The sequence below is a fragment of the Candidatus Accumulibacter necessarius genome (assembly GCF_036625085.1).
This window is the reverse complement of sequence record NZ_JAZKUM010000001.1, coordinates 324,139-349,221: the sequence shown is the minus strand read 5'-3', so window position 1 is coordinate 349,221 and position 25,083 is coordinate 324,139. Positions and strand designations below refer to the sequence as shown.

Genomic DNA, 25,083 nt, shown 5'->3' with positions numbered 1-25,083 from the left:
CGGCTGGAAGAGCGGCAACCTATCGGACCTCGATGGCGTGTCCCGTTGCCCGGCCCATGTTTCTGAACTGCTGACCTGAGCCCTGCCATGCTGTCGCCCCTCTTTCGCCGTCTGCTTGTCGCGCTTCTGGTGATGCTGTTGGCTGCCGCAGGCATCTGGTGGGCAACCCGACCGAAACCGGTTGCCGTCGTGCTGAAGGAAATCGAACGTGGCCTCGTCGAATCGACGATCTCGAATACCCGCGCGGGAACGGTTGAGGCTTGTCAGCGTACCCGGCTGTCGACGATCAGCGGTGGCCGCATCGAACTGCTGGCGGTGAAGGAGGGGGACCGGGTAAGCAAGGGCCAACTGCTGATGAAACTCTGGAACGACGATCAACAGGCGCAGAGTGCGTGGCTGGCGTCGCAGGTGGTGACGGCTCGTAGACGCGTCAGCGAAGCCTGCGCCGTGGCAACCAACGCCGAACGCGAAGCCGATCGTCAATCAGCGTTGCGTGCCCAGGGTTTTGTTTCAGGCGCCAGAGAGGAGAGTTCGCGCAGTGAGGCGCTTGCCCGGCGCGCCGGCTGCGAGGCGGCCAAAGCAGACGTGGCACAGACCGAGGCGAGAGTCAGCATGAGCCGCGTCGAGCAGGGGCGGACGGTTCTCTACGCGCCATTCGCGGGCACCATCGCCAAGATCGTTGGCGAGGTTGGCGAGTACTCGACGCCGTCGCCGCCGGGAGTGCCGACGCCGCCGGCGATTGACCTGATCGACGACTCCTGTCTCTATGTCAAGGCACCGATGGATGAAGTTGATGCGCCGCGAATCGCCGCCGGGCAGCCAGTGCGGATCAGCCTCGATGCGTTGCCCCGGCAGACCTTCCCGGGCAAGGTCAGGCGCGTGGCGCCGTATGTCTCGGCGGTCGAAAAACAGGCGCGCACCGTCGACATCGAGGCGACCTTCGATGACCCGGCAGCACCGGGCAAGCTCCTGGTTGGCTATAGCGCCGATATCGAAGTGATCCTGGCCGTTCGCGAGAACGTCATCCGTATTCCCTCGTCGGCGCTGCTCGCAGGCGGCCGGGCGCTGGTGGCGGCGGCTGACGGCACGCTCGAAGAACGCAAGCTCAGGACTGGCCTTGCCAACTGGGAATTTACCGAAGTGCTCGAAGGTCTGACCACCGGTGAGCGGGTGGTCACCTCGCTCGAACGTGCAGGCGTCGCGGCCGGTGCACACTATTCGGTCGACGGCAGGCAGGCAGCGAGCGGCCAGTAGTTGATGAGTGCTCCGCTGATCGAACTTGCCGGCATCGAGCGGGTTTTCCGACTCGGTGACAGCGAGGTCCATGCGCTGCGCCGCGTCGACGTCTGCATCGCTGCCGGGGAATACGTGGCAGTGATGGGCCCGTCCGGTTCAGGCAAGTCGACCCTGCTCAATCTGCTCGGCCTGCTCGACCGTCCGAATGCCGGCACCTACCGGCTCGAGGGGCGCGACGTCACCACGCTTTCGGCCGAGGAACAGGCACGCGTACGCAGTGAGCGCATCGGCTTCGTCTTCCAGAGTTTTCATTTGGTACCCCGCCTGACCGCCGCCGAAAACATCGCCCTGCCGATGATTCTGGCGGGTATCGCGCCGGCCCAGCGCGCTCAACGCGTCGCCCTCGCGCTGAGGGACTATGGCCTCGAGAACCGCTCCGGTCATCGCCCGGATCAGCTCTCGGGCGGGCAGCGCCAGCGCGTTGCGATTGCCCGCGCAACGGTCATGCAGCCGGCGTTGATCCTCGCCGACGAACCCACCGGGAACCTCGATCGCGCCACCGGAGAGGAGGTCATGCGCTTGCTCGAAGAACTCAACCAACGCGGCGTCACCCTCATGGTCGTCACTCACGATACCAGCCTCGGCGCGCGCGCGCGACGCCAACTGCTGATGGAGGATGGCGCCCTGCAGCGTGACCGGTGGCGCAGCAGCGAGACGGCTGCCGACCGATGCGCACGCCCGACCTGATCCGCTTCGCCCGCGACGCGGCGACCGGCAGCCCCTTGCGCACCTTCCTCCTGGTCATCGCGATGGCCATTGGAGTTGCCGCTGTGGTCGTTCTGACGGCACTCGGCGATGGTGCACGCCGCTACGTGCTGAACCAGTTTTCTTCAATCGGCAGCAATCTGGTGATCGTTCTGCCTGGCCGCTCGCAGACCGGCGGCTTCAATCCCGGCAACGCCATCACCAGCACGCCGCGCGATCTGACCGTCGATGACGCTCAGGCGTTGCGGCGAGCCAGCGCCGTGCACCGCGTCGCACCCCTGGCCGTCGGCACGTCGGAAATCTCTGTCGGCGGCAAGCTGCGCGAGGTGATGGTTGCCGGCACCACGGCCGACTTCATCGAAGTGCGCCGCCTGACGCTGGCGCAGGGGCGTTTCCTGCCGCCGGGTGACTGGCGTCGCGGCGTGTCCGAAGCAGTCATCGGCGCCAGGATACGCGATGAGATGTTCGCCCGCGAGGAGGCGCTCGGCCAGCTGGTGCGCATCGGCGACCGTCGTTTCCGCATCGTCGGCGTCCTCGCATCGACCGGCCAGGGGCTGGGGATGAACACCGACGAACTGGTGATCATCCCGGTTGCCCTGGCACAGGCGATGTTCAACAGCAACACCTTGTTCCGCATCCTTGTCGAAGCCACGAGCCGGGATACCATCGAACCGGCCAAGGTGCAGGTCACCGACATCATCCGGCTCCGTCACGAAGGCGAACAGGATGTAACGGTCATCACCCAGGATGCTGTCCTCGCCACCTTCGACCGCCTGCTCGGCACCATGACTCTGGCGGTTGCCGGCATCGCCGCCATCAGCCTCGCCGTCGCCGGCATCCTGGTGATGAACGTGATGCTTGTCTCGGTCACCCAGCGGACAGCGGAAATCGGCCTCCTCAAAGCACTCGGCGCAACCGGCGCAACCATCCGCAACGCTTTTCTGACCGAGGCGGCGATGCTGTCGGTGGCCGGCGCCCTGCTTGGCTTCGTCCTGGGCCAGGCCGGCGCGGCGATCATCCGGCAGCTCTACCCGGCCTTTCCGGCCTTTCCGCCGGACTGGGCAGTGCTCGCTGGACTGGGCACGGCGTTGACCACGGGCATCCTCTTCGGCGTCCTGCCGGCGCGACGAGCGGCGAGGCTTGATCCCGTACAGTCCTTGTCGAGACGCTGAGCGCGGGAGCTGCATGCGATGATCCGCACGCGTGACTCGTTGCAACTCGCCCTGCGCGCGATCACCGCGCACCGCTTGCGCAGCTTTCTGACCCTGCTCGGAATCGCCGTCGGCATCGCCGCGGTGATCCTGCTGACTTCGATCGGCGAGGGCATTCACCGTTTCGTCCTCGCCGAGTTTACCCAGTTCGGCACCAATGTCATCAGCATCGCGCCGGGCAAGACCACGACCTCCGGCCACTCGCCGACCGGCATCCCGACTTCGGTACGGCCGCTAACGCTCGAAGACGCCCGCGCACTCGCGCATCTGCCGCACGTCACCGGCATGACTGCAACCGTCTGGGGCAATACCGAGGTGAATGCCAATGGCCGTCTGCGGCGCACGACGGTCAACGGAGTCAGCGCAGACATGCTCAAGGTGTTCAGCATCCGGGTCCGCAGCGGCCAGTTCCTGCCGGCCGAGGACGCCGACAACTCGCGTGCCTTCGTCGTTCTCGGCGCCAAGCTCAAGGAAGAGCTGTTCGGGACCGACAATCCGCTGGGGGCGCGGATGCGCATCGGCGGTCTGCATTTTCGCGTCATCGGCGTCCTCGAGGCCAAGGGCCAGTTCCTTGGCATCGATCTCGACGACGCCGCCTACATCCCGACCGCCCGCGCGCTCGAACTCTACAACCGCGACGGAATCATGAAGATTGATCTGTCGTACGAGGAAGGCGTCCCTGCCGCCGGCGTCAGTGCCCTGGTCAAGGCAACGCTCAAGGCGCGCCACGGGCGTGAGGATTTCACCATCACCACGCAGGAAGACATGCTGCGCACGCTGTCGAACATCCTCGATGTCCTGACCATGGCGGTTGGCGCACTCGGCAGCATTTCGCTGCTGGTCGGCGGCGTCGGCATTGTCACCATCATGACCATCGCCGTCACCGAACGGACCGGCGAAATCGGGCTGCTGGTAGCGCTTGGCGCACCGCGCCGCACCATTCTCGGTCTCTTTCTTGGCGAAGCCGTCGCCCTCTCGGCGCTTGGCGGGCTGCTGGGCCTGCTGCTCGGCATCGGTCTCGCACAACTGATCCATCTGCTGGTACCGGCTCTGCCGGTGCACACCCCACTCAGTTTCGTCGCTCTGGCCGAAGGCATCGCAATTGCGATCGGCCTGCTGGCCGGGGTGCTGCCCGCCACACGCGCCGCACGGCTGGACGCGGTCGAAGCCTTGCGCGCAGAATGAGGCACCTTGACGGGACGGCCCCCGAGCGGGGTTTCGCTGCTTGGGCAACGCAAAATGAGGAGTGAAGCGTGTTTTCAGTATATGGCTTGAGTGGTCCCATCTTCCGCGGCACTTTCGAACGACTCAGTGAGGTCCCAGGGGTCTTCCCCAGCACCGCTGTCCAACCAATCGCCGGGGAAGAGCAGCCACTCCCGTCCAGTGCCCCGACTGTGCAGGCCATCGGAGCCTACCGCGAAATGTTGCGCGCGGAGCATGATCGTGGTCCGCTCTACCATGCCTACCAGATCATGCAGCGCCAAGTGGTCTCGGTGGCCAGCGATGACGCGGTCGAACGGGCCTGGCGAATCCTCCTCGCGCGGCGCATTCACCAGGCGCCGGTGCTCGACCCGGGCTACCGCCTGGTTGGCATCGTCAGCGAGCGCGATCTGCTGACCGTGCTTAACGTCGACGAGGGGCGAGTTCGGGATGTGCTGACAAAACGGGTCAGCGACGTCATGAGCACACCGGTCGTCACGGCCGACCCGGTCACCGACATCCGGCGCATTGCGCAGGTGATGCTCGAACACCAGGTCGCTGGCGTACCGATCGTCAACGAAACGGAGGCGCTGGTCGGCTTCGTCTCGCGCAGCGACATCCTGCGTGCGATCATTGCTGACCCGCCGTTGAGTTTGTGGCGTTGAGCACAACACCGACAGGCGGCGATTTGCCGATCAACTCTTGCCCGGGAGAACCAGATGACTGATGTGCCCGTCCGCATCTATCACAACAAGCGCTGTTCGAAGAGCCGCGCCGCTTGCCAGCTGATCGCCGAAAGCGGCGTTCCTGCCGAAATCATCGACTATCTGACCATCCCACCGAGCCGTGAAGAGCTGCGCGCATTGCTGGGCAAGCTCGGCATGCAGGCGCATGAACTCGTGCGCCGCGGCGAATCCGTGTTCAGGAAGTACTACGCGGGACGCACCCTGAGCAACGAGGAGTGGCTGGACGCGCTGATCGCGCACCCGGTTCTGATCGAGCGTCCGATTGTCGTGCGCGGCAACAGGGCGGTGCTCGGACGGCCGCCCGAGAAGGTGCTGGAACTGTTGGCGTAGGGGAGCCTCCAGGTCCGGCGTCGCGGTCACTGGCGCCCGCAGCCGGTTTTCTCGATCAGCCGACCGCAGCCGCTCTGCACCTCATTTCCGCTGACCGGGTCGTGCCGACCAGGAATCCCTGAGCGTCACCGTCCGGTTGAATACCGGAGCGCCTTCCGTCGAGTCGACGCGATCGGCCACAAAATAGCCGTGACGTTCAAACTGGAAACGCTCTTCCGCGCGGGCAGTCTTCAGGGCAGGCTCTAGCCAGGCATGGATGACGCGGATACTGTCCGGGTTGAGGTCGGCGAGGAAGTCGCGCTCGACGCCTTCGGGATCGTCTTCGCGCCTGGCGCCGGGAGACGGAACGGTGAACAGACGATCGTATAGCCTCACCTCGGCCAGACAGGCGTCGGCAACTGAAACCCAGTGCAGATTGCCCTTGACCTTGTAGCCGTCGGCGCCTGCCGTACCACTCTTCGAGTCGGGCAGGTACTCGCAGTGCACGGCGCTGACGGCGCCACTCTCGTCACGCTCGCAGCCGATACAGCGGACAACATAGCCGTAGCGCAGGCGCGCCATGTTGCCCGGGTAAAGGCGATGGTAGCCCTTGCTCGGGTGCTCCATGAAGTCTTCACGCTCGATCCACAGCTCCCGGCCAAAGGGCATCGCGCGCTTGCCTGTCTCGGGCTTGAGCGGATGGTTGGGAGCGAAGCAGTCTTCGCTCTGGCCGGCCGGGTAGTTGTCGATGATCAGCCGCAGCGGGTCCAGCACGGCGACGCGGCGCTCGGCGGAGTCGTTGAGCACTTCGCGCATGGTGTCTTCGAGTTGCGTGTACTCGATCAGGGAATCGGACCTTGATACGCCGACTCGCTCGGCGAAGAGGCGGAAACCTTCGGCCGGGTAACCACGGCGACGCGCGCCGACAAGCGTCGGCAGACGCGGGTCATCCCAACCGGCGACGTGCTTTTCCTCGACGAGCTGGATCAGCTTGCGCTTCGAGAGCACGATATAGGTCAGATTGAGGCGGGAGAACTCGATCTGCTGCGGTAGCGGGCGCTGCAACAGGCCGCCTTCGGCGAGACGCTCGAGCAGCCAGTCGTAAAACGGCCGCTGGTCGGCGAATTCGAGCGTGCAGATCGAGTGGGTGATGTTCTCAAGCGCGTCTTCGATCGGGTGGGCATAGGTGTACATGGGATAAACGCACCACCGATCGCCGGTGTTGTGATGGCTGGCATGGCGGATGCGATAGATCGCCGGATCACGCAGGTTGATGTTCGCCGACGCCATGTCGATCTTCGCGCGCAGGACGTGCGCGCCATCCGGAAACTCGCCCTGCTGCATGCGTTTGAAGAGATCCATGTTCTCCTCGACGCCACGCTGGCGAAACGGTGAGTCGGTTCCGGTGTCGGTGAGCGTGCCGCGCGTGGCTCGCATCGCTTCGGCGCTCTGGCTATCGACGTAGGCGTGCCCGCTGGCAATCAGGTATTCGGCAAACTGGACCATCCAGTCGAAATAGTTCGAGGCGAAATAGAGGTTGCACTCACTCTCCCCCGCCTCGCCCGAGCCATCCCACGAGAAGCCGAGCCAGCGCACGGAATCGACGATCGAGTCGACGTATTCCTGTTCTTCCTTCTCCGGATTGGTATCATCGAAACGAAGGTGGCAGCGACCACCGTAATCCTGCGCCAGCCCAAAGTTCAGGCAGATCGATTTGGCATGGCCGAAGTGGAGGTAGCCGTTCGGCTCGGGTGGAAAACGCGTACGGATCCTTGCCGGGTCAAGCGGACCGGCGAGTTGCTGCGCTGCCGGGCCCGGGTGACCGGACCATCTGCGCAGCGCGTGCCTGTCGGCGGCGAGATCGGCTTCGATGATGTTACGGATGAAGTGGGTGCTGGCGAGTGCGGATGAATTTGACGCACTAATGGTTGGCTCCTGGCTCACGGTGCAGTCCTTGATTCGAGAAGCCTCGCATTTTAACCGGCCATGGTCGCAGAACCGTCAGAATTCACGTCCTGTACCGAGGAGCCAGTGGCCATCGATCCTGGCCGAGGCCTTCTGGGTGGAACTGGCTGCCGTGCCTGTCGCTCCGGCGCCCGGCGTCAACCCGTGATTGGCCGTGGGCATCGCGAGGTCCGCTGCTTGCCGCAGAGCTGTTCGCTGACGCGGGAGGCGTGGCTGGTTGGCGGCTAAAGGCCACCCGGTCCGCCCTTGGTCAAGTCCGGATCGGACGAAGCCACCGTCGACTGCCGAACAGAGTCCGCAACGCCTGCCTTCGCTGCCAGCGCGTGCGCCCTGGCCTCGAAGGCAGCGACCATACTGGTGGCCATCGGCAGGACCAGCATGTCGATGACCGGCCTCAGGAACAACGAGCGAGTGGCGCAGTCAAGCGCGAAATCGACGTGGCAGTGGTCGTCGCCCAGTGGTGAGAAAGCCCAGCGGATGTCGAACCGGCAGAAGGAGCGATCGTCGGAAATGACGGTGATCGCGTGTGGACGGACCAGTTCGGTCTGCGTGCGGAAGCGATGCATCAGCATTCCCAGCGCCAGACTCTGCTCGGTCTGATAAGTGTCCTGGTGACGGTCGACGATCCTCGCTTCGCGCATCAGCGGCAGGAATTCCGGATAACGCTCGACATCGGCAACAATATCGAACAGCCATTCAGCTGGCAGTGCGATGCTGCGACTCTCACGATGGCTTGCCATGGACTTCTCCCTCCTGCATTTTGGGCTGGCCAGTAGCGAGCGGTTGCGAGATATCGTCAGCGGATAGCGCGCGCTCCTGAGCCAACCAGCCAGCCGATCTCTCTCCGGAGAATCAGGCTCATGTGATGATAGCAATACTGACCATGGCACGGCAGGGGTATTTTTTCCCGTTCATTCATAACGCAGCAAAGAAGCGGATCCTGGAGGATAATCAGCCTTTGCTAATGCACCAGGACGCCATCGCATGTCCACTGCCCCGTTGCCGCCCCTGAGCTTCTCCGAAATCGTCCGCAACTTTTCTCCCGGGTGGTTCGCCTCGGTCATGGGGACCGGTGTCCTGAGCCTCACGACGCTTGCCCTTGCCGCACACTGGCCGATCCTCGAAGCGCTCGCCTGGGGTCTGCATTACTTCAACCTGCTGCTGTTCTCGGCGTTGGGAGTGCCGTGGCTGGCACGCTGGGTCATTCATCCCCGGGCGGCGCTGGCAACACTGCAACATCCGGTGCAGGCGAGTTTCTATCCAACCTTTTCGATTGCCATGCTGGTCATCGCCGCGCAATTCATGGCCTTTGGCGCGCAGACAAACCTGGCACTGTGGTTCTGGTGGCCGGGTGCGGCGCTCACCTTCACTCTTGGCTTCGCCGTGCTCTACGCGATGTTCAATGGTGAGCACGTTGGACTGGAACATGTGACGCCGGCCAAGTTCATTCCGGCAGTTGGCCTGGTCGTCATCCCGATTGCCGGTGGCCCGCTGGTCGGCCATCTGACGGGTGGCGTACGCGATCTGGCGCTACTGGTCAATGTCGTTGCTCTCGGTGCCGGTACGCTGATGTACCTTGGTCTGCTGGCAATGACTTTGCAGCGAAAGTATCTGGTGAAGCCGGCGTTCGGCATCCTGACGCCGACGGTATGGATCCATCTGGCACCAGTTGCGGTCATTCCGGTCAGCCTTCTCAATCTGGCCGAGCAGTTGCCGATCGCGATATCGACCGGCACGCTGCTCTTCCCGGGTTTGCTGTTCTGGGGCTTTGGCGCCTGGTGGGTGGTGATGGCCACCCTGCTGACGGCGGCAGCTCAGCGTCGGGGAATGCTGCCGTTTGCGCTTTCCTGGTGGGGCTTCATCTTCCCGCTCGGCGCCTTCGTCTCGGCCAGCTTCCGACTCGGGCGCGCGTCCGGTCTGCCGGGGGTGGAATGGGTCGGGATCGCCTGCTGGGGTCTGTTGTTGATTCTCTGGCTTGTGACTCTGGCAGGAACGGTACGCGGCGTACTGAGTGGTGCCGTCTTCCGCCCGCATCCCTGAGCGAACGCGGCATCGATCTCGGGTAGAATGCCCGCACCATGAGCGATCAACACCGCCACGAACACGGCCAGCATGATGACCATGCCGATCATCAGCATGCCGATGCCGGTCCACGCCTGCTCTGGGCCCTGCTCCTGACGCTCGGCTTCGCCGGAGTCGAGGCGGTGACCGGCTTCTGGGCAGGCTCGCTGGCTCTCCTCGGAGATGCCGGGCATATGGTCACCGACAGTGCCTCGCTCGCTCTGGCGGCTTTTGCCGCCTGGCTCTCGCAACGGCCGCCGACCCGACGTCACACTTACGGTTATGGCCGCGTCGAGACGCTGGCAGCACTGCTCAATGTGCTGTTCATGGTCTTGGTGGTGGTCGGCATCTCGGTCGCCGCCGTCGGCCGCATCCTCGAACCTGCGGCGGTGAACGGCGAAGCGGTGACCCTGGTTGCGGCGCTCGGCCTGGCCCTCAACATCGCTGTTGCCTGGCTGCTCATGCACGGCGAGCAGACGATGAATACCCGCGGAGCCCTGCTGCACGTGCTCGGGGATCTGCTCGGCTCGGTCGCCGCGCTGGTCTCCGGCGCAATCGTCATGTGGACCGGCTGGATGACGGCCGACCCGCTGCTCTCCTTGTTGATCTGCGCTCTGATGCTGGCTTCGAGTCTGCGTCTGCTGCGCGAAGTCCTGCAGGCGCTGATGGAAGGTGTGCCACCCAGCCTGTCTACCGAACAGGTCGGGCGGGTGCTGGCCAGCCTGCCGGGCGTCGCCTCAGTACATGATCTGCACATCTGGACTTTGTCATCGAAACGGGTTGCCCTTTCGGCGCATCTCATCGTCGAATCGCTGGAACAATGGCCGACGGTCCTCGCCGCCGGTCGGCACGTGCTCGCTGAGCAGGGCATCACGCATGTGACGCTGCAGCCAGAACCCTTGAGCTCCCCGGTGCACTGGCTGCCGGCCGGCGAGAAGGGCCGTCTGCAAGGAGTCTGAACCGTCATGAGGGTAGTCGTGCAGCGGGTCACCTCGGCGCGGGTTGAGGTTGCCGGCGAAGTGATGGGCAAGATCGGCCCGGGGCTCTTGATCCTGGCCGGCTTCGAAGCCAGCGACATTGACCACGATCTCTCGTGGACCGCGGCCAAGCTTGTCCGGCTGCGCATATTTCCCGATGCCGGAGGCGTCATGAACCGCTGCGTCAGCGACACTGAAGGAGAGATCCTGGCAGTCAGCCAGTTCACGCTCTTCGCGTCGACCAGGAAAGGCAATCGTCCCTCCTGGAGTCGCGCCGCACCACCAGAACTCGCCCAACCATTGTTCGAACGCTTTGTCGGGCAGCTTGAAAGCGCCCTCGGGCGCCACGTGCAGACTGGCGTTTTCGGTGCCGAGATGCGGGTCCACCTGGTCAACGACGGGCCGGTGACTATCAGCATCGATTCCCGCCAACCGGAGTGACCCGCTGAACGCGTCCTGGCGTCTGCCCAAAACAAAACGGCTCAACTTTCTCAAGTGAGCCGTTGCTGCCGTAAGTGGCGTCCCCACGGGGATTCGAACCCCGGTACCTACCGTGAAAGGGTAGTGTCCTGGGCCTCTAGACGATGGGGACCCGGAACTTTTTTCTTTCGGCGTTTGGTGGAGGTACGCAGGATCGAACTGCGGACCTCTTGCATGCCATGCAAGCGCTCTCCCAGCTGAGCTATACCCCCGCGAAAGAAGACGGGATTATAGGGAGTAGCACTCCCTCTGTAAAGCGCCACGCGCGGCTTGAACTTCGTCACCCGGGGGCCACCGAACCCGCATTAGCGCAGGACAGACTGGGGAAGGGTCGCCTCCCTGGCAACGGCCAGTCGCCGAAGAACCGTCTCACGAGGAAAGACGGCGATCAGGGCATCGACCGCCGGCGTCTGCTCCAGACCAGTCAGCAGCACACGGACTGGCATCGCGAGTCTGGGCATCTTCAAACCGTGTCGGGTGACGCATTCCTTGATCAGGGCGCCGATGGCGGCCACCTCCCAGGCGATATCCGGCAGGCGGGCGACGAAATCAGCCAGCAGCGGCAACGCCTCGGGAGTCAGGTGCCTGGCCAAAAGTTCTGCTTTCGGCTGCGGATCGATATAGAACGTTTGCGCGAAGTCGGCCAGCTCGTTGAGGGTCGCGACACGCTCCTTATGCAGATCGATGATTGCCACGAGCGACGGTGCGGCCGCGACCGTCACGCCACGCGCCTCAAGTCGTGGCTTCACCAGCGCGGCGAGTCGCGACGTGTCGGCGCGCTTGAGGTAGTGCGCATTGAGCCAGTTCAGCTTTTCGCTATTGAACTGCGCTGCCGAAGCGGTGATATGGTCGAGATCGAACCAGGCGCAGAATTGCTGCATCGAGAAGATCTCGTCATCGCCATGCGACCAGCCCAGACGTCCGAGATAGTTGAGCACGGCTTCCGGCAGGTAACCGTCATCGTCGTACTGCATGACACTGACCGCGCCATGACGCTTCGACAGTTTCTGCCCATCGTCGCCAAGAATCATCGACAGGTGTGCATAGAGCGGCACCTGCGCACCGAGTGCCCGGAGGATGTTGATCTGGCGAGGCGTATTGTTGACGTGGTCGTCGCCCCGGATGACATGGCTAATGCCCATTTCCCAATCATCGACAACCACACAGAAATTGTAGGTCGGCGTGCCATCGGCGCGCGCGATGACCAGGTCGTCGAGCTCGCTGTTGGCGATTTCGATACGACCCTTGACGAGGTCATCCCAGGCCACCACGCCAGTAGCCGGATTTCTGAAACGAACGACCGGCGGCACACCCGCTGGCGGAGTCGGTAGCGTCTTGCCCGGCTCCGGCCGCCAGCGACCGTCATAACGCGGCTTGAGCCCCCCGTTGCGCTGCTCCTCGCGCAAGCGCTCCAGTTCGTCCGGCGTCATGTAGCAGTGATAGGCACTGCCGGCGGCAAGCATGTCCTCGATCACGGCGCGATAGCGAGGCATCCGCTGCGTCTGGTAGAAGGGACCCTCGTCGTAGCTCAGGCCCAACCAGCGCATGCCGTCCAGAATCGCCTGCACGGCTTCCGGCGTTGACCGGACAAGGTCGGTATCCTCGATGCGCAGCACAAAGCAACCCGAGTGGCGGCGGGCGTAAGCCCAGGAAAAGAGTGCGGTGCGCGCACCACCGATGTGCAGGAAACCGGTTGGAGAAGGCGCAAAACGGGTGCGGATCATGATTGCTGGTCGCAGTCTGGCAAAGCGCCCATTCTAGTGGAAGCAAAGACATTGAGTGCCGCCATCGCCCGCGATTTTGCAGGCGCGCCGTGACTCGGCCAGACAGGAAGACTGTTCCCGTACTTTAGTCTTCAGGCCGGCTTCCCGATCGCCGGGCCATCGCGTATTCTCCGTAAATGAGCAGCATACGTGGGGTAATCGCGGCGTCAGAGGCGCATACGGCGGCTGCCGGCGCGCGCCTGCTGCGCCGCGGCGGCAACGCGATCGACGCGATCGTCGCTGCCAAGCTCGCGGCGACAGTGACCGAACTCCCGCTGACATCGCTTGGCGGCGGCGGCGTCTGCCTCTGGGGCGATGCCGACGATGGCTACGAAGTGCTCGATTTCTTTGCCGCGGCGCCGGGGCGCGGACTTGCCACGCTGCCGAAGCTGGACTTTGCGCCGATCACCGTCGATTTTGGACAGGCCACACAGGTCTTTCACATCGGCAAAGCGGCAGCGGCAATTCCCGGCGAACTGGTCGGCCTCCTGGCCCTGCATCGTCGCGCCGGCCGCCGGTCACTGCGCGAGGTCGTGGCACCGGCGGCAGCCTGGGCACGCGACGGCTTCAGGGTCAGTCCTCAGATCGCGATGATTGCCGGCCTGATCGCCCCGATCACCAGACACTCGCCCACCGTGGCACGCCTCTTCCTTCCTGGTGGACAGCTGCCGAAAGCCGGCGATCGGCTGGCCAACCCGGAACTTGGCGACTTCCTGCACGCCCTTGGTGAAGACGATCCCGACACACAGGTGGCGAAGTACTGGGAATCGTTGGTCGACCACTTCGGCCCGGCCCACGGCGGTCTGATCACGGCGCAGGATGTCGCCGCCTACGCCCCGGTGGTGCGTGAGCCGTTGCGTGTCCCCTTCGGCGCCCACACCGTTCTGACCAACCCGCCGCCCGCCGCGGGGGGAGGCCTGATCGGCGTCGGGATGCGTATCGCCGAGGGCCTTGGTCTCGGGAGAGAGGAATTCCTGTCACGCGAGCACCAGCTCGCGCTGGCAGCGGTCCTGGCGACCGTATCGGACTTCCGCCAGACGGGCTACGACGAACTGCTTCGCACCGACCCGGGGGCAATCCGCTCGTTGCTAGCCGGTGACGCTCTCCCGGCATGGGTCGGACGCGCTCGCTCCCTGCGCACCGAGAACCCCCTCGGGGCGACGACGCACATTTCGGTAATCGATGCCGAAGGCATGGCAGCGGTGATGACCACCAGTAACGGCGAAGGTTGTGGCCATGCACTCCCGGGGCTGGGGATCCACGTCAACAACTTCCTAGGCGAGGACGACATCAACCCGGGCGGCTTCCATCGACTGGCAGCGGGAACCTGGATGAGTACGATGATGTCACCGACCATCGTCCTCGCCGGCGATCGACCGTGCTTCGCGCTCGGTAGCGGCGGTTCGAACAGGATCCGCAGCGCAATCCTGCAGGCGCTGCTCAACCTGCTGCTCTATCGGCGTCCGCTCGACGAGGCGGTCAACTCCGCCCGCCTGCATGTCGAAGGCAGGAAGCTGTGGTTTGAGGATGTCGGCCTCGCCGCCGGAGCGGCCGACGCCCTGCAGACCGCCTGGCCGGGTGCAACGCACTTCGACTCGACTAGCATGTTCTTTGGCGGCGTCAACTGCGTCGCCAGCAGCAACGGTTACCTGTCCGGCGCTGGTGATCGCAGGCGTGGAGGAGTGGTGGTGGTCGCCGAATGATGGACCAGTCAGCCCGTTCGGGGCCACGGTTTGGTTAGAACATCGTTACCATCCAAGCATGGCTGGAAACCGACGCATCGTTGCTTTTCCTCTCCGCCCGTTCCGAAAAGCTGAGGCGTCTACGCTAAAATTGTGGTTTTAAGAGGGTTAGCTCCATGGGCAGCGTCTCTGAACTGGCAACCTGGGAGAGCGGCGAGGCCGCGGCGCCTGGCCCATGGGCCGGCTCAGATGATGTGGCGCAGGAACACGAAATCCGCCTGGACTCGATAAATCTGCTCAATCCCGTTGATTCGCTCACTGTAGCGCCGCCGCGCATGAACGCTATCGCCGACTTGCACGAGGTGGGCTGCGAACGCGACGCGTGGGCAGGACGCCTGCGCTCGGCAACATGAAGTGCATCCATTGCCGCTACAAGGCAGCAGCGGCTGGTTTCACCGCCTTCCAACCGTAGTCTTTGGATATCAGCGAATACCATGCGCAACTATCCCGTCATTACCGATCGCAAGATTCGCCTGGCCCTCGTTGGCTGCGGACGAATTTCCGCCAACCACTTTGGCGCCATGGAACAACACGCGGACCGCGTTGAAATCGTAGACGTCTGCGATGTCGATCCGATAGCGCTCGACAAGGCCGTCAAGCGCACGGCGGCGAAGGGGCACTCAAGCCTGACTGAAATGCTGAAGACAAGTACTGCCGATATGGTCGTGTTGGCGACGCCCAGCGGTCTGCATCCACAACAGTCAGTAGAAATCGCCGAGTCCGGTCGCCATGTCATGACTGAAAAACCGATGGCGACACGGTGGCACGATGGCTTGCGCATGGTCAAGGCATGCGACGAAGCCGGAGTGAGGATGTTCGTCGTCAAGCAGAACCGCCGCAATGCCACGCTGCAGCTGCTCAAGCGTGCTGTCGAGCAGAAGCGCTTTGGTCGCATCTACATGGTCAATATCAACGTCTTCTGGACCCGACCACAGGAATACTACGACAGCGCAAAGTGGCGAGGCACATGGGAGTACGACGGCGGCGCCTTCATGAACCAGGCCAGCCACTACGTCGACCTGCTCGACTGGTTGATCGGTCCCATCGAGAGCATCCAGGCCTATACAGCCACGCTGGAGCGGGATATCCAGGTTGAGGATAGCGGCGTCTTGAGCATTCGCTGGCGCTCTGGGGCGCTCGGTTCGATGAACGTCACCATGCTCACTTACCCGAAGAATCTTGAAGGCAGCATCACGATTCTGGGTGAGAAAGGGACGGTGCGTATCGGCGGCGTCGCGGTCAACGAAATCCAGCATTGGGAATTCGCCGAGAAACTGCCGGAAGACGAAAAAATTTCGGCAGCCAATTACGAGACAACATCGGTCTATGGGTTCGGCCATCCTCTGTATTACGACAACGTAATCAAGGTCATGCGCGGCGAAGCAGAGCCGGAGACCGATGGCCGTGAAGGTCTCAAGTCGCTCGAAACACTGATTGCCGCATACCTTGCTGCTCGTGACGGCAAGCGTATTGCGTTGCCCCTGGATTACTGATCATGACCGTGACCATCCATCCATCTGCGATCGTCGATCAGGGCGCTCAAATCGGCGACGGCAGCCGCGTCTGGCACTTCGCCCACATTTGCGCCGGGGCCAGGATCGGGGAAGGCTGCTCCTTCGGCCAGAACGTCTTCGTCGGCAATGACGTGACCATCGGCAACAACGTCAAGGTGCAGAACAACGTCTCCATCTACGATGCCGTGCATATCGAGGACGACGTTTTCTGTGGCCCGAGCATGGTCTTCACCAACGTCTACAACCCGCGGTCGGCGGTCACGCGCAAGGATGAGTATCGCCAGACGACGATCAAGCGGGGCGCAACGCTTGGGGCGAACAGTACGATTGTCTGCGGTGTAACGGTTGGCGATTTCGCCTTTGTCGCCGCTGGTGCGGTGATCAATCGTGACGTCAAGCCCTATGCACTGATGGCCGGTGTGCCAGCCAGGCAGATCGGCTGGATAAGTGAGCATGGGGAACGTCTTGGGCTGCCCCTAGAGGGAGAAGGGGTCGCACGATGCCCGGTGACGGGCAAGACCTACAAACTGACGGGGACGACACTGGCGGTTGAATGAAGGTTGCAGTCATTGGCGGTGGAATCAACGGTGTCATGACCGCCTGGGCCTTTGCCCGAAGCGGTGAAGCCGTTGATCTGTACGAGAAAGGCCAGTTGATGTCCGCCACCAGCCGCTCCTCCAGCAAGATGTTGCATGGCGGCTTGCGCTACCTCGAACATGGTCATCTGAGGCTGGTTCGCGAGGCGCTGCAGGAGCGCTCCTGGTGGATCAGGCAGGCGCCGCAGCTGACTCGGCCACTCGAGTTGCTGATCCCGATCTACCGCAACGGTGAGCGAGCGAAGTGGCTGGTCGGGGCGGGGATCAGGCTCTACGATCTGCTGGCAACGGGATCCGGGTTCCCGCGTGGCCGCTGGTACAGTGCCGACGCGGTTGCCGAACGCTTTCCTGGCTTGAAACGCGACCAGTTGTTGGGTGCCTACGCATACTGGGATGCCCGAATGGATGACTACCAACTCGGCTTGTGGGCCGCAGAAAGAGCCAGGGAATCGGGTACCAGAATCCACGAATGGACCCCCGTTCTCAAGGTCGACCCCGCAACGGGAGAAGTTTCTACGAACGGATCCGAAGCCTGTTACGACCGTGTCGTCAATGTGGCTGGCCCCTGGGCGGAGAGACTACTCGCCGGGTCAGGCGTGACCAGTGCCTACCGGCTTGAGCTGATCCGCGGCAGCCATATCGTCGTGCCCGGCAAGCGCGAGCAGGGTTGCGTTCTGCAGGTACCCGGCGAAAAACGCATCCTGTTTGTTCTCCCGCACGGGGAAAACACCCTGCTGGGCACCACTGAAGTCAGTCAGGCCGACCCCGATCATTGCGCGCCGAGCAACGAGGAAATCGACTATCTCATCGCCAACTACAACCGTTGCTTTAGTAGAGGGATGTCGCGTCAGGATATAATTAGCAGCTTTGCCGGCATCCGTCCGATCGTCGCGAGCAAATCCGATTTCTCTTCAGCCAGTCGGGAATCGGTCATCGAACGTCAGGGCAGGCTGATCAATGTCTTCGGCGGCAAGTGGACCACCTCGCGAGCCCTCGCCGCAGCAATCGTCATGAAATCACGGCATTGAGAGAAGCCACGGAAATCCAGTTAATCGACCTGAAGGGCTGGCTAAACAGCGCCTTGGGACTCGGAAGCCTTGCGCGGCAAGGGCCAGTCTCGCTAATGGCGTAAGCAATGCAGTTCAAGATAGCACCCTCATTCATGCAAAGGACGGATCATGCAAGTTGAAGCCATCTATAGCCACGGTCGCATTGAATTCACGCAACCGTTACGCCTCAAGCATGACTATGTTCGCGTGATCGTCGATGTGCCGGATGATGAAATAGATTCGCAAATACCTCAATACAATTTGCCCACGGAAACCATCTCGCGGGGCCAGGCCATGCTTGAACAGTACAAATCCATTCTCAATGCGCCGTTGCCACCCGATGCAGATTTGCCGGAATTAGGCGCAGAGTACCAAGAGCGCCTGGAGGCCATTGACCTTCGGGCACAAATTCGCAAAGAACAGGGGCGCCCGGTTTAAAGCCATGGACTTACTCATCGATGTCAATATCGTGCTTGACGTATGCGCTAATCGCATGCCCTTTGCGCCAATTTCAGCGGCAGCCCTGCAACATTGCAAAGATCAAGGCGCAAAACTTTGGCTCTATGCAGGCAGCGTGCAAACCATGGAATTCAACATGGTACGAGAGGTAATGCGCAAAGCGGAAGCTCAAAATACGCAGATCGACAAACGTCACTGCGCCGCTCTCGCCCGGCGCGCGTTGAAAGTATTCGCGCAGGATAAACACTGGCTTGCCTCTTTAGCGGGAGAAGGCAATGTGTTTGACAGCCAGGATCCTGAGGACGAGCAACTTGTCCGTGCGCTTTCACGCTTTACGGCGGACAGCATCAAGCTTCTGACACGTGACGGCAAGCTGTGCGAACGCTACCCGCAGCACACCATCACTCCGCAGCAATACCTCCAGGCTCCACAGCAGGCGAAACCCCTAAGCTTTATCGATCTGGCCGGGCAGCAAGACAATTTGCGCCCGCAACTGGAGCGCAACGTCCATCGCGTACTCCACCACGGCCAGTACATCATGGGCCCCGAAGTGGCTGAACTGGAAGGCAAGCTGGCCGAATACACGGGGGCGAAACACTGCATTACGGTCGCCTCCGGTACCGAGGCTCTGCTTATTTCCCTGATGGCCATCGATGTCAAGCCGGGCGACGAAATCATCACCACTCCGTTCACCTTCGTTGCCACCGCCGAAGTCATCGCCTTGCTCGGCGCCACGCCAGTTTTCGTCGATATCGAAGCGGATACCTGCAACATCGACGCCAGGAAGATCGAAGTCGCAATCACCCCCAGGACCCGCGCCATCATGCCGGTCAGCCTCTATGGCCAACCGGCGGATATGGACGAAATCAACGCCATCGCCGACAGGCACGGCCTGACGGTCATCGAGGATGCCGCCCAGAGCTTTGGCGCCGAGTACAAGGGCCGAAAGAGCTGCAATCTATCCACCATCGGTTGCACCAGTTTCTTTCCGAGCAAGCCGCTCGGCTGCTATGGCGATGGCGGGGCAATCTTCACCAGTGACGACAAGCTGGCCAAGGCCATGCGCGAGATCCGTGTGCACGGCCAGGAAAGGCGTTACGTGCACACCCGCATAGGCGTCGGTGGCCGCATGGATACCCTGCAGTGTGCCGTGGTACTGGGCAAGCTGGAGCGCTTCGAGTGGGAAGTCGAACAGCGCCTTAGAATCGGTGCACGCTATAACGAACTGTTTGCCGGCAAGGTGCCGACGGTTACTCAGCGTCCTGACCGGACCAGTGTCTTCGCGCAATACACCGTCTTCGTCGAGAACCGCGAACAGGTTCAGGAAAAACTCAAGACGGCAGGGGTGCCGACGGCAGTGCATTACCCCATTCCGCTGAATCGTCAGTCGGCCTATCAGGCGCTGAGCAGGATCAGCAGTAATGTCTCGTCGTCGGATGCCATGGCCGGCAGGGTCATGAGCCTACCGATGAGCGCCGATCTCTCGCAGCGGGAGCAGGACCAAATCGTCGTGCTGATGATCGAGGCACTAAACAAGTGATCAAAATCGTCACCATCGTTGGCGCCCGGCCCCAGTTCATCAAGGCGGCAGCCGTTTCCCGGTGCCTGCGCAACGAATTCGCCGACCGGGTGACTGAAATCCTGGTTCATACTGGCCAGCATTACGATGACAACATGTCCACGGTCTTCTTCGAAGAACTGGACATCCCCCACCCGAAATACAACCTGGAGATATCCGGCGGGCATCACGGTGCCATGACCGGTCGCATGCTGGAAGCGGTGGAAAAGGTCTTGCTGGGCGAAACGCCGGACTGGGTGTTGATCTACGGCGATACCAATTCCACGCTGGCCGGGGCCCTTGCGGCCGTCAAGTTGCATGTTCCGGTTGCTCACGTGGAAGCTGGCTTGCGGTCGTTCAACATGCGTATGCCGGAAGAGGTCAACCGCATCGTGTCTGACCGTGTATCGAGCCTCCTGTTCTGTCCAACCGAGACGGCAGTACGGAACCTAGCCAATGAAGGCATTCTGACCGGCGTCCATAACGTTGGCGATGTCATGTATGACGTTGCCCTCTACTACCGCGAGCAGGCAAAACGCCAGAGTAGCGTGCTCAGGGACCTTGGCCTGGCAAGCGGCGGTTTTGCCCTGGCGACCTGCCATCGTGCCGAGAACACGGATGACCCCAAACGGCTTTCTGAAATCGTTTCGGCGTTAGCAGAGATATCCAAACAAATGCCGGTCGTGCTTCCACTTCACCCGCGCACCCGCAAACTGATTGCGGGAAACGGCCTGGATGACAAACTCGGATCGGTGATCGTTGCCGACCCGATTCCGTTTCTCGATATGGTCGCTCTCGAGCAAGCCGCACGGGTCATACTTACCGATTCCGGCGGTGTTCAGAAGGAAGCGTTTTTCTATGGTGTTCCGTGCGTCACCATGCGTGACGAGACAGAGTGGGTGGAAACGGTCGAACTGGGCTGGAATAAGGTTGTGGGGGCGGAATATGAACGAATTATCGCAGCGGTCCGGAACCTCTCTATTGGAGTAATGGCTTCAAGACCATACGGCGATGGAGCGGCGACGCCTCGTATTATTTCAGCAATCTTGGAGAACTGTATTGACTGACCCTATTCGGTTGTTGTGGAAAAACCACGCGCTGCTCACTGCAACAGCCATTCAGACCCTCCGAGCCCGGATGATAGGCAGTACCTTGGGAGCTATGTGGTTTGCGCTGTATCCATTGCTGTTCTTGGGGATGTATGCAGTCGTATTCGTATTTATTCTGGGCGTGCGCGTTCCCGGGCTTGCTACGCCCGATTATGTCTTGGTAGTCTTCTGCGGCCTCGTTCCTTTTCTTGCTTTCTCCGAGGCTTTTGGCACCGGCACGGGAAGTATTGTGGCGAATCGCGGACTCCTACGAAATACACTTTTCCCGATCGAACTGGTCGTTGCGCGCGATGTGATAGTCGGGCATGTCACCATGGTACTCGGGTTTGTACTTGTCTGGATCGGTGTCGTCTATTTTGGACACCTGCACTGGACACATCTATTGGTACCCGTCATCCTAGTATTTCAGATAATGATGGTACTTGGCATCGTCTGGATCACATCCACAATAACCGTGTTCTTTCGCGATCTGCAACAAGCAACCCCAATCCTGATTCTGTTCCTGATGTTGGTCTCTCCAATTGGCTATACAGAATCCATGGTTCCAGCAGGGATGCGCCCTTTGCTGATTCTGAATCCGCTTGCCTGGCTAATGAAGCTTTATCGTGCTTGCCTGATTGACGGCATTATTCCGGTGACCGAATTTTTCGTCTTCTTGGGGTTCAGCATCGTGATGCTGGCGGCTGGTTACCGGGTGATTTCCCGCCTAAAACCAGTGTTTTCCGACTATGTCTGAGCAGACCATCTCTATCGATAGCGTCGTCAAGACGTTTCACCGGTTTCAACACCCTGGGTGGCGGGCGCTTGACGCATTGGGCATTCGTGTCCCGAAGTCTAAGTATGATGAGTTTGTCGCACTCCACAAGGTGAGCTTGTCCATTGAGCGTGGCGAAAAGGTAGCACTGATTGGTCGAAATGGCGCGGGTAAGAGCACCCTTTTGCGCGTCATCTGTGGGCAAATGCGGCCGGATTCCGGACGGGTCCAGATTGCTGGGAATGTTCAAGCTCTGATGGAACTGGGCACAGGTTTTCATCCTGATTTCACCGGTATCGACAACATAAGATCCGCGCTCGCCTTTCAGGGGTTGTCACAAGCCCGAGTAGACAGAGCTATCGACGAGATCGTTGATTTCACCGAGTTGGAAGACTTCATACACCGTCCGATCCGTGAATACTCTGCCGGAATGTACGCGCGGCTGGCATTCGCGGTGGCCACCGCGGTTGTACCAGACATTCTAATAGTCGACGAAATTCTGGGCGCTGGTGATGCCTATTTTGTTGGCAAGTGCATTCAGCGGATGAGGAACCTGACCAGTGAAGGTGCGACTGTTCTGTTCGTGTCCCATGACATGAGCTCAGTCCAGTTGCTTTGTGATCGTGGTGTCTGGATTGATCGTGGCCGCGTCAGGGCAGATGGTGATGTCCTTAGCGTAAGCAAGTTGTATCTAGCGAGCGTCAGGGAGGACGAGGAGATTCGCACACGTGCGCGGAGCATGTCGTTGTCGAAGGCTATGGTTAGGGCCGCGAGTACTGAGTCCGCGGCCATTTCGCTCTTTCGTCTGATTGGAACGGATGGCCGCGCACCCTCTCAGGCTTTCGCCGTCTCCGAAATTCGCTTTGGTTGCGGCGATCGAATTGCGGGCACAATTCATCCCGGCAGGGACAAAGCTCCATCGCGAATGATCGTCGAGTTGGGAGCGACAAATTGGTCGAACGTTGAGATTGTTAATGGCTGCCCTGCGAGAAAGTTTGCTGATCTGGGTGGGCGTTTTGTTCACGCTCCGTGGCAGATTGATTGGTCTGGTGTTGCAACAAGCGAAAGGTGGGTCGAGGTTGTCTATCTGGCAAGTAGTAAGGTGGCTCTCTCGTTGGACGAATTCGACCCTATTAAGCAAAGATTTGTTCATCTCACGGAAGTCGTTGCGTCAGGTGGCCTGACCGAATGGAGCACTGTTCGGGTAATGCTGGCCAGTAATGACGGAGATGAAGAGGCAGTGGCAAAGGATGTCTCGTCACAATCCGAACTGCTCGTACTATCGTCGGTTGACCGCTATGGGAGTGGGCCCATCAAGATTACCGGGTTCGGTTTTTTTGATTCCGGGGGCGAGTACCGGCACACCCTTGTGAGCGGCGAGGTTGCCTCAGCCACCATGACTTTTGTCGCCGCCGAAGCTGTGAAAGATCCTGTGGCAGTGATCGCCATCTATAGACCCGATGGTGCATGCGCTCTTCAAGTAATTTCCAGTAGGAGCGGAATGCGTTTGGGTACTTTGGAAGAGGGAGGGCGTATTAAGGCTGTTTTCAGTCCGCTATTGCTTGGACCCGGGGATTATGTCGTCTCTGTTGCGCTTTTCAAAGAGCTCAATCTTGCCGCCAGCCAAGAACCCAAGGCCTATGATCTTCATGATCGTTGCTATGCACTGAAAATCCTGCCGCCTGATGGCATAGGAGTTGAAATAGGTATCGTTAATCAACCGGCGACTTGGGAGATTCAGTGGTGAGTCAAAACAAGAATCTCTACGAATCACGAGATGTCTGGGATCAGGAATTGCAGTTAGGCCAAAGAAACCTGGTCGAAGCCATCATCGATTTCGTGCCGAATGATATAGACAATGCTCTTGATGTTGGTTGTGGTGATGGAAAGATTACCGGACATCTGATCAAAGAAACCCAGAAGAAGATAGTGGGTCTAGATTCGAGTCAAGAGGCCTTGTCTCGCTGCAACTTTGAAACGGTGGTTGGAGACGCAACTGCTGTTTCCTTTGGAGATCGGACATTTGACTTGGTCTTGACCACCGACATGCTTGAACACTTGCCGGCGTCGATTGAAGAGAAATCGTGGAATGAGTTGTTTCGCGTTGCGGCGCATTACGTGATGGTTGCCGTTCCGTTTCGGGAAGAGTTGCTTGACGGTACTGCGCGCTGTCCAGGTTGCGGTGCGACCTACAACGTTAATTGGCATATGCGGTCTTATGACTGGTTGAAGTTGCTTGAACGCAAACCTCAAGGCTGGAGCGTAGACTCGATGGTTCTAACCGGCGAACCATGGTCGCCATGTCATCCCATCGAAACCAGCTTCCGTAGGCAAGTACTTGGTGAATATGCTGGCTGGTCTAATTCAATCTGTCCACAATGTGGTGGGCTGGGCAAGGGAGTAGATCAACCGGAAATTCTTTCCTCGAAACTTGCTCAAATGCTTGGCAAGGTGATTTACAAAGATTTGAGAACCAACGGAGCCCATCGACTGCACAGTGAGATACTTGTGCTGTTCAAGCGCGGAGAATATTCCAATAGCTTACGAGGTTTGCCGCTTTCCCCGGCTCAGGTTGCACCCAGAAATGCCAGCGTCGTGAGGGTGTCAGCGGTAGAGCGTCCCGAGTTAGATCTGTGGCCATACACGGCAAGTGCTCGGGCAGTTCAGTCGGTCAATGGCGGATTGGTCGTACAGTTTCCGTTGTATGGAAGCCCTACGGGTCTTGTAATAGATTGGCTGCGTCAATCGAACTGTTCAATTCAGTTGACCATCGAAGATGGGGTAGGCCAAGTCTATTCTGGCGTTGTCATTCCGGACCCAGCAGGGCGATCCAAAATCGTCTTTCACCGCACAGTAGTAGCAAGTTACTACGGATTGCTTGTGCGCATGCCGAAGGTGGACGCGGTCCTCAGTCTGGAACCGGATTGCGGACCGGCAGGGCTCGATCTCTCAAAAGGGAAGTCCGGTTCGCCCGCATACCACGCTATAGATCTTGGCGGAACTGCAGGGTTTGTACAGGTGACAGCCCCATTTTGGTTTAATCCTGACTGGTTGAAGGGTTCGCTTCACGGGGTTGAACGCCAGGTATGGCGCGAGTTGCTCGACGAGATTGAGCAACTCGCGCTGGCAGAGCGTTGTGCACTGCAGGAAGAACTTGCCTTGCTGAAGTCGGAGCTTGCTTCGCTAAGGCAACTGCCTGAGGTTACATTGTTCAGGAGACTGCGCGGCCATGTCGCATCACTCCAGCTGTTCAGGAGTAAAGACAAGCAATGAGCGCAAGCTGATGCACTGCCACTGCCACTGCCACTGCCACAGCCAGCACCTCGATTACCATATCTTCGTGCAACAATGTCGGCTGATTCAGGCTGAGCACCACGGAGCCCCTATCGGCTTGGCGATGCCGGCGATTGGCCGCGGCGGGTTTTGGTATCGCGCTATCCAAAGCGTGACTGGCGGGGCCAAACTCACGAAAACCGGTCCGCGAGATGCGGACGTGATTGTGATCAACAGTCACGCTTACGATCTGACTGTTCGGCAGCCACAATTGCTCGCGCAGATCAGTGGCAATGAGCAGCAACGGCCGCATTCG

24 protein-coding genes and 2 tRNA genes are annotated in these 25,083 nt (G+C 60.7%); 20 read left to right on the top strand and 6 right to left on the bottom strand.

All coding sequences use genetic code 11. The features are described from left to right. Window positions 1-87 precede the first annotated feature (87 nt). The 6 genes from V5B44_RS01795 to arsC all read left to right on the top strand — a co-directional run bounded on the left by V5B44_RS01795 (window position 88) and on the right by arsC (window position 5,488). Window positions 88-1,254 (top strand): efflux RND transporter periplasmic adaptor subunit, encoded by a 1,167-nt coding sequence (locus V5B44_RS01795; protein WP_332357402.1) that lies wholly within the window; start codon window positions 88-90, stop codon window positions 1,252-1,254. A 3-nt stretch (window positions 1,255-1,257) separates the two neighbouring features. Further along, entirely contained in the window at window positions 1,258-1,983 is a 726-nt protein-coding gene (locus V5B44_RS01790) for an ABC transporter ATP-binding protein (RefSeq protein ID WP_332357401.1), read from the top strand. Continuing rightward, window positions 1,965-3,173: an ABC transporter permease gene (locus V5B44_RS01785; RefSeq protein WP_332357400.1), complete on the top strand. Its 1,209-nt coding sequence runs from the start codon at window positions 1,965-1,967 to the stop codon at window positions 3,171-3,173. The genes V5B44_RS01790 and V5B44_RS01785 overlap by 19 nt, the downstream gene beginning before the upstream one ends. An 18-nt stretch (window positions 3,174-3,191) precedes the next feature. Next, window positions 3,192-4,397, top strand: coding sequence for an ABC transporter permease (locus tag V5B44_RS01780; RefSeq protein WP_332357399.1), 1,206 nt, complete (start codon window positions 3,192-3,194; stop codon window positions 4,395-4,397). Between the two features lie 236 nt (window positions 4,398-4,633). Further along, window positions 4,634-5,077 carry a CBS domain-containing protein gene (locus tag V5B44_RS01775; protein WP_332357398.1) on the top strand — a complete coding sequence of 148 codons (444 nt, stop codon included), beginning with the start codon at window positions 4,634-4,636 and terminating at the stop codon, window positions 5,075-5,077. Between the two features lie 54 nt (window positions 5,078-5,131). Continuing rightward, window positions 5,132-5,488 carry an arsenate reductase (glutaredoxin) gene (arsC, locus tag V5B44_RS01770; protein ID WP_332357397.1) on the top strand — a complete coding sequence of 119 codons (357 nt, stop codon included), beginning with the start codon at window positions 5,132-5,134 and terminating at the stop codon, window positions 5,486-5,488. 81 nt (window positions 5,489-5,569) lie between these two features. On the opposite strand, the gene V5B44_RS01765 is transcribed toward arsC, so the two are convergent. Together V5B44_RS01765 and V5B44_RS01760 are read right to left on the bottom strand one after the other, a co-directional pair. Next, complete coding sequence (locus V5B44_RS01765) at window positions 5,570-7,411, bottom strand: glutamine--tRNA ligase/YqeY domain fusion protein (protein WP_332357396.1); 1,842 nt, start codon at window positions 7,409-7,411, stop codon at window positions 5,570-5,572. 245 nt (window positions 7,412-7,656) lie between these two features. Continuing rightward, complete coding sequence (locus V5B44_RS01760; RefSeq protein WP_332357395.1) at window positions 7,657-8,172, bottom strand: type II toxin-antitoxin system RatA family toxin; 516 nt, start codon at window positions 8,170-8,172, stop codon at window positions 7,657-7,659. A 244-nt stretch (window positions 8,173-8,416) separates the two neighbouring features. Between V5B44_RS01760 and V5B44_RS01755 the strand changes: the two genes are divergently transcribed. Genes V5B44_RS01755 through dtd form a run of 3 tightly spaced genes read left to right on the top strand, consistent with a single transcriptional unit; the run spans window position 8,417 to window position 10,911 of the window. Further along, complete coding sequence (locus V5B44_RS01755; RefSeq protein ID WP_332357394.1) at window positions 8,417-9,472, top strand: C4-dicarboxylate ABC transporter; 1,056 nt, start codon at window positions 8,417-8,419, stop codon at window positions 9,470-9,472. 38 nt (window positions 9,473-9,510) lie between these two features. Beyond that, the gene (locus V5B44_RS01750) at window positions 9,511-10,452 is read left to right on the top strand and encodes a cation diffusion facilitator family transporter (RefSeq protein WP_332357393.1); all 942 of its coding nucleotides are present in this window, start codon (window positions 9,511-9,513) and stop codon (window positions 10,450-10,452) included. Between the two features lie 6 nt (window positions 10,453-10,458). Further along, the gene (gene dtd, locus V5B44_RS01745) at window positions 10,459-10,911 is read left to right on the top strand and encodes a D-aminoacyl-tRNA deacylase (RefSeq protein WP_332357392.1); all 453 of its coding nucleotides are present in this window, start codon (window positions 10,459-10,461) and stop codon (window positions 10,909-10,911) included. Between the two features lie 75 nt (window positions 10,912-10,986). Here dtd and V5B44_RS01740 read toward each other — a convergent pair. From V5B44_RS01740 to gltX, 3 genes are all read right to left on the bottom strand, one after another. Then, window positions 10,987-11,062: transfer RNA gene (locus V5B44_RS01740), tRNA-Glu, on the bottom strand. A gap of 24 nt (window positions 11,063-11,086) precedes the next feature. Further along, window positions 11,087-11,162, bottom strand: a tRNA-Ala gene (locus V5B44_RS01735). A gap of 93 nt (window positions 11,163-11,255) precedes the next feature. Beyond that, window positions 11,256-12,674, bottom strand: a complete 1,419-nt coding sequence (gene gltX, locus V5B44_RS01730) for a glutamate--tRNA ligase (protein ID WP_332357391.1) — start codon at window positions 12,672-12,674, stop codon at window positions 11,256-11,258. A gap of 176 nt (window positions 12,675-12,850) precedes the next feature. Between gltX and V5B44_RS01725 the strand changes: the two genes are divergently transcribed. From V5B44_RS01725 to V5B44_RS01675, 11 genes are all read left to right on the top strand, one after another. Then, window positions 12,851-14,416, top strand: a complete 1,566-nt coding sequence (locus V5B44_RS01725; RefSeq protein ID WP_332357390.1) for a gamma-glutamyltransferase — start codon at window positions 12,851-12,853, stop codon at window positions 14,414-14,416. A 155-nt stretch (window positions 14,417-14,571) separates the two neighbouring features. After that, window positions 14,572-14,808, top strand: coding sequence for a hypothetical protein (locus V5B44_RS01720; RefSeq protein WP_332357389.1), 237 nt, complete (start codon window positions 14,572-14,574; stop codon window positions 14,806-14,808). 81 nt (window positions 14,809-14,889) lie between these two features. Next, a complete protein-coding gene (locus V5B44_RS01715) occupies window positions 14,890-15,948 on the top strand; it encodes a Gfo/Idh/MocA family protein (protein WP_332357388.1) in 1,059 nt (352 codons plus the stop codon). A gap of 2 nt (window positions 15,949-15,950) precedes the next feature. Continuing rightward, window positions 15,951-16,526 (top strand): acyltransferase, encoded by a 576-nt coding sequence (locus V5B44_RS01710; RefSeq protein ID WP_332357387.1) that lies wholly within the window; start codon window positions 15,951-15,953, stop codon window positions 16,524-16,526. Beyond that, window positions 16,523-17,593, top strand: coding sequence for a glycerol-3-phosphate dehydrogenase/oxidase (locus V5B44_RS01705; protein WP_332357386.1), 1,071 nt, complete (start codon window positions 16,523-16,525; stop codon window positions 17,591-17,593). The genes V5B44_RS01710 and V5B44_RS01705 overlap by 4 nt, the downstream gene beginning before the upstream one ends. Window positions 17,594-17,743: 150 nt before the next feature. After that, complete coding sequence (locus V5B44_RS01700) at window positions 17,744-18,052, top strand: hypothetical protein (protein ID WP_332357385.1); 309 nt, start codon at window positions 17,744-17,746, stop codon at window positions 18,050-18,052. A 4-nt stretch (window positions 18,053-18,056) separates the two neighbouring features. Further along, window positions 18,057-19,613 (top strand): DegT/DnrJ/EryC1/StrS family aminotransferase, encoded by a 1,557-nt coding sequence (locus V5B44_RS01695; RefSeq protein ID WP_332357384.1) that lies wholly within the window; start codon window positions 18,057-18,059, stop codon window positions 19,611-19,613. Beyond that, complete coding sequence (gene wecB / locus V5B44_RS01690) at window positions 19,613-20,698, top strand: non-hydrolyzing UDP-N-acetylglucosamine 2-epimerase (protein ID WP_332357871.1); 1,086 nt, start codon at window positions 19,613-19,615, stop codon at window positions 20,696-20,698. The genes V5B44_RS01695 and wecB overlap by 1 nt, the downstream gene beginning before the upstream one ends. Next, window positions 20,691-21,476 carry an ABC transporter permease gene (locus tag V5B44_RS01685; protein ID WP_332357383.1) on the top strand — a complete coding sequence of 262 codons (786 nt, stop codon included), beginning with the start codon at window positions 20,691-20,693 and terminating at the stop codon, window positions 21,474-21,476. The genes wecB and V5B44_RS01685 overlap by 8 nt, the downstream gene beginning before the upstream one ends. Continuing rightward, window positions 21,469-23,241 (top strand): ABC transporter ATP-binding protein, encoded by a 1,773-nt coding sequence (locus tag V5B44_RS01680; RefSeq protein ID WP_332357382.1) that lies wholly within the window; start codon window positions 21,469-21,471, stop codon window positions 23,239-23,241. The genes V5B44_RS01685 and V5B44_RS01680 overlap by 8 nt, the downstream gene beginning before the upstream one ends. Further along, window positions 23,238-24,767: a class I SAM-dependent methyltransferase gene (locus V5B44_RS01675; protein WP_332357381.1), complete on the top strand. Its 1,530-nt coding sequence runs from the start codon at window positions 23,238-23,240 to the stop codon at window positions 24,765-24,767. Before V5B44_RS01680 ends, V5B44_RS01675 begins: the two co-directional genes overlap by 4 nt. Here V5B44_RS01675 and V5B44_RS01670 read toward each other — a convergent pair. Beyond that, window positions 24,745-25,071, bottom strand: coding sequence for a hypothetical protein (locus V5B44_RS01670; RefSeq protein ID WP_332357380.1), 327 nt, complete (start codon window positions 25,069-25,071; stop codon window positions 24,745-24,747). The genes V5B44_RS01675 and V5B44_RS01670 overlap by 23 nt on opposite strands. Window positions 25,072-25,083: the final 12 nt, after the last annotated feature.

What these genes read in the sequence shown, in the direction of transcription:
- V5B44_RS01795 (WP_332357402.1), top strand. Translation starts at nt 88, where the DNA reads ATGCTGTCGCCCCTCTTTCGCCGTCTGCTTGTCGCGCTTCTGGTGATG.
- V5B44_RS01790 (WP_332357401.1), top strand. Translation starts at nt 1,258, where the DNA reads ATGAGTGCTCCGCTGATCGAACTTGCCGGCATCGAGCGGGTTTTCCGA.
- V5B44_RS01785 (WP_332357400.1), top strand. Translation starts at nt 1,965, where the DNA reads ATGCGCACGCCCGACCTGATCCGCTTCGCCCGCGACGCGGCGACCGGC.
- V5B44_RS01780 (WP_332357399.1), top strand. Translation starts at nt 3,192, where the DNA reads ATGATCCGCACGCGTGACTCGTTGCAACTCGCCCTGCGCGCGATCACC.
- V5B44_RS01775 (WP_332357398.1), top strand. Translation starts at nt 4,634, where the DNA reads ATGTTGCGCGCGGAGCATGATCGTGGTCCGCTCTACCATGCCTACCAG.
- arsC (WP_332357397.1), top strand. Translation starts at nt 5,132, where the DNA reads ATGACTGATGTGCCCGTCCGCATCTATCACAACAAGCGCTGTTCGAAG.
- V5B44_RS01760 (WP_332357395.1), bottom strand. Translation starts at nt 8,172, where the DNA reads ATGGCAAGCCATCGTGAGAGTCGCAGCATCGCACTGCCAGCTGAATGG.
- V5B44_RS01755 (WP_332357394.1), top strand. Translation starts at nt 8,417, where the DNA reads ATGTCCACTGCCCCGTTGCCGCCCCTGAGCTTCTCCGAAATCGTCCGC.
- V5B44_RS01750 (WP_332357393.1), top strand. Translation starts at nt 9,511, where the DNA reads ATGAGCGATCAACACCGCCACGAACACGGCCAGCATGATGACCATGCC.
- dtd (WP_332357392.1), top strand. Translation starts at nt 10,459, where the DNA reads ATGAGGGTAGTCGTGCAGCGGGTCACCTCGGCGCGGGTTGAGGTTGCC.
- gltX (WP_332357391.1), bottom strand. Translation starts at nt 12,674, where the DNA reads ATGATCCGCACCCGTTTTGCGCCTTCTCCAACCGGTTTCCTGCACATC.
- V5B44_RS01725 (WP_332357390.1), top strand. Translation starts at nt 12,851, where the DNA reads ATGAGCAGCATACGTGGGGTAATCGCGGCGTCAGAGGCGCATACGGCG.
- V5B44_RS01720 (WP_332357389.1), top strand. Translation starts at nt 14,572, where the DNA reads ATGGGCAGCGTCTCTGAACTGGCAACCTGGGAGAGCGGCGAGGCCGCG.
- V5B44_RS01715 (WP_332357388.1), top strand. Translation starts at nt 14,890, where the DNA reads ATGCGCAACTATCCCGTCATTACCGATCGCAAGATTCGCCTGGCCCTC.
- V5B44_RS01710 (WP_332357387.1), top strand. Translation starts at nt 15,951, where the DNA reads ATGACCGTGACCATCCATCCATCTGCGATCGTCGATCAGGGCGCTCAA.
- V5B44_RS01705 (WP_332357386.1), top strand. Translation starts at nt 16,523, where the DNA reads ATGAAGGTTGCAGTCATTGGCGGTGGAATCAACGGTGTCATGACCGCC.
- V5B44_RS01700 (WP_332357385.1), top strand. Translation starts at nt 17,744, where the DNA reads ATGCAAGTTGAAGCCATCTATAGCCACGGTCGCATTGAATTCACGCAA.
- V5B44_RS01695 (WP_332357384.1), top strand. Translation starts at nt 18,057, where the DNA reads ATGGACTTACTCATCGATGTCAATATCGTGCTTGACGTATGCGCTAAT.
- V5B44_RS01680 (WP_332357382.1), top strand. Translation starts at nt 21,469, where the DNA reads ATGTCTGAGCAGACCATCTCTATCGATAGCGTCGTCAAGACGTTTCAC.